This window comes from Deltaproteobacteria bacterium (assembly GCA_009930495.1).
Lineage (GTDB): Bacteria > Desulfobacterota > Desulfovibrionia > Desulfovibrionales > Desulfomicrobiaceae > Desulfomicrobium.
In genome coordinates this window covers 1-2,970 of record RZYB01000250.1, presented here as the reverse complement: position 1 = coordinate 2,970, position 2,970 = coordinate 1, and the positions used below count along the sequence as shown (strand labels likewise).

The window sequence follows — 2,970 nt, the reverse complement described above, 5'->3', positions numbered from 1 at the left end:
CTTCTGGCCCTGAACGCCGCCATTGAGGCTGCGCGTGCCGGGGATGCGGGCCGGGGGTTTGCTGTCGTGGCGGACGAGGTCAGGAAATTGGCGGAAAAGACGTTGACTGCCACGAACGATGTACGGCGGACCGTTGAAAGTATTCAGACGTATGTCCAAGAAAACGTTCAGGCTTCGGAACAAGCCGCCCAGGACATGGAACGCAGTTCCCGGCTGGCGGATCTTTCGGGTCGGAATATGACCGCGATCTTGCGGTTGGTCGAGGACTCCGCAACGCAAATACAGGCCATAGCCCACTTGAGCAGGGAAGAGGCCGCCAGTTCCGAGCAGAACAGACAGGCTGTTCAGGAAGTTTACGATGTGGCCATCGCGACCGCGAAAGCCGTCAAGATCTGCTTGGCCTCCATCAACGGGTTGGTCCGCGACGCGGAAAAGCTCAAGGGTTTGGTCGGAGAGCTCCAGGGAGACGCTGGTCGCGAGGCCTGCCGAGACGAAGACAAATCATGACGAAAAAAATCGTTCCTGCGTAAAGCGTTTCGAAGCCACAAACAAAGCCCTTGCCGATCGACAAGGGCTTTGTTTGTGGGCTGTACAGCCACGGGGAAAGGCACCGGGGAAGGCTAGGAATTACGGCCGGCGATAAGGTCCTGGATGACCGACGGATCGGCCAGGGTCGAGGTGTCGCCGAATTCTTCCAGGGCCGTGGTGCCCTCGGTGATTTTGCGCAACACCCGGCGCATGATCTTGCCGCTGCGGGTCTTGGGCAGGTCCAGGGTGAACTGGATGACTTCCGGCGAGGCCAGGGGACCAATTTCCTTGCGCACGTGATTGCGCAATTCCTTGATCAGTTCGTCGGATTCATCGGCGTCGGCGCGCAGGGTGACGTAGGCGTAGATGGCCTGGCCCTTGATTTCGTGGGGCATGCCGACCACGGCGGCCTCGGCCACGGCCGGATGGGAAACCAGGGCGGATTCGATCTCGGCCGTGCCCAGGCGGTGCCCGGAAACATTGATGACGTCGTCCAGACGACCCATGATCCAGAAATAGCCGTCGTCGTCCATGCGCGCGCCGTCGCCAGCCTCGTAGCGGCCGGGAAAGCGCTCGAAGTACTGGTGCTTGAAGCGCTCCTTGTCGCCGAACACGCCGCGCAACATGCCCGGCCAGGGGCGCTCGATGACCAGGTGACCGCCCTCGTTGGGCGCGGCCGGGTTGCCGTCGGCGTCGACGATGCGGGCATGCACGCCGGGCAGGGGGCGGGTGGCCGAACCGGGTTTGAGCGGCGTGGCGAAGGGCAGGGCGGAGATGAGAATGCCGCCTGTCTCGGTCTGCCACCAGGTATCGACAACGGGCAGTTTGGACTTCCCGATGTTCTGATGATACCACATCCAGGCTTCCGGGTTGATGGGCTCACCCACGCTGCCGAGCACGCGCAGGGAGGACAGGTCGTTTTTTTCGGTCCACTGTACGCCTTCGCGCATCAGGGCGCGGATGGCCGTGGGCGCGGTGTAAAAACTCGTGACCTTGAATTTTTCGACCAGAGCCCAAAATCGCGACGGGTCCGGGTAGGACGGCACGCCTTCGAACATGACCGAAGTCACGCCCAGGGCCAGGGGGCCGTACACAATATAGGTATGCCCGGTGATCCAGCCGATGTCGGCCGTGCAGAAATGGATGTCGTCGTCATGAAGGTTGAACACCCATTGGGTGGTGTGGGCGGCGTAGGTCAGGTAGCCGCCCGTGGTGTGCACGATACCCTTGGGCTTGCCGGTGGAACCGCTGGTGTAGAGGATGAAGAGCAGATCCTCGGCGTCCATGGATTCGCAAGGACATTCCACGCCCAACGTCTCGTCGGCCATGGCGTCATGCCACCATTGGTCCCGGTCCATGACCATGTTGATGTCGATGCCGGCCCGCTTCACGACCACGCAGGCGCCAATGCTGGGACAACCGGCCAGGGCCTCGTCGACATTGGGTTTGAGCGGAATTTTCTTGCCGCCGCGCAGCACGGCGTCGGCCGTGACCAAAACCTTGGCGTCGCAGTCCTGGATGCGGTTCATGAGGCTCGATGCCGAAAATCCGGCGAAAATGATGGAATGTGTCGCGCCGATGCGGGTGCAGGCCAGCATGGCCACGGCCAGTTCCGGAATCATGGGCATGTACAGGGCGACGCGGTCGCCGCGCCCGACTCCGAGTTTCTTGAGCAGGTTGGCGCAGCGGATCACGTCGGCCAGCAGTTCGCGGTAGGAGATGTGGCGGACGTCATCCTCGGGCTCGCCCTGCCAGATGATGGCGGTCTTGTCGCCCCGGCCGGCGGCCACGTGGCGGTCCAGACAGTTGAAGCTGACATTGAGCTTGCCGTTCACGAACCAGTTGATCTCGGGCTTGTCGAAGTCATAATCCAACACCTTGTCCCATTTTTTGTCCCAGCTCAGCAGTTCCTCGGCCCGGGCGGCCCAGTAGCCTTCGGGGTCCTGGTCGGCGCGGCGGTAGTGGTCCTCGTAGGTGGCCATGTCCGGAACGTGCGCGCGCGGCGCGGTCGGGGGCATGAAAAGGCGCTGTTCGTGCATCAGGCTTTGGATATTTTCAGGGGTCATGATTCTCCTCCTTGGCGTGGGGTTGCGCCCGGATGCGGGCGTGAACTGAGATCAGCAGTAGAAGAAATCGATTTTGTTTTCCCTCCTTTTCTGGTAAATGGTTGAAATTGGCGGTTAACGGAAGCACCGGCGGGGCCGGTCGGTAAACGGAGCTTTTCGGACGATGAGCGTAACACATCTTGATTTGCTGTTTAAGCCCAATTCACTGGCCATTATCGGCGCCTCCCGCGATCCAGAATCCGTGAGCGCCATATTGATGCGCAACCTCATGTCCGGAAAATTCCTTGGGCCCGTGCTCCCCGTGTCCGGCGCCCAGGAAGCCATTTTCGGCGTTTTGTCCTATGTCGACATCAAATCCCTGCCCCTGACCCCTGAT

General features: G+C 61.2%; 3 protein-coding genes. 2 read left to right on the top strand and 1 reads right to left on the bottom strand.

Annotated features, from left to right (window positions below):
* The coding region (locus EOL86_13310) for a chemotaxis protein (GenBank protein NCD26553.1) at window positions 1–507 on the top strand (507 nt) is incomplete at its 5' end.
* 113 nt (window positions 508–620) lie between these two features.
* Here the strand turns inward: EOL86_13310 and acs are convergent.
* Entirely contained in the window at window positions 621–2,594 is a 1,974-nt protein-coding gene (gene acs / locus EOL86_13305) for an acetate--CoA ligase (GenBank protein NCD26552.1), read from the bottom strand.
* Window positions 2,595–2,757: 163 nt separating this feature from the next.
* Between acs and EOL86_13300 the strand changes: the two genes are divergently transcribed.
* Window positions 2,758–2,970, top strand: a 213-nt coding sequence (locus EOL86_13300; protein NCD26551.1) for a hypothetical protein, incomplete at its 3' end; no start/stop codon positions are given.

Coding starts and splice junctions, on each gene's coding strand:
- acs (NCD26552.1), bottom strand. CDS start 2,594: ATGACCCCTGAAAATATCCAAAGCCTGATGCACGAACAGCGCCTTTTC.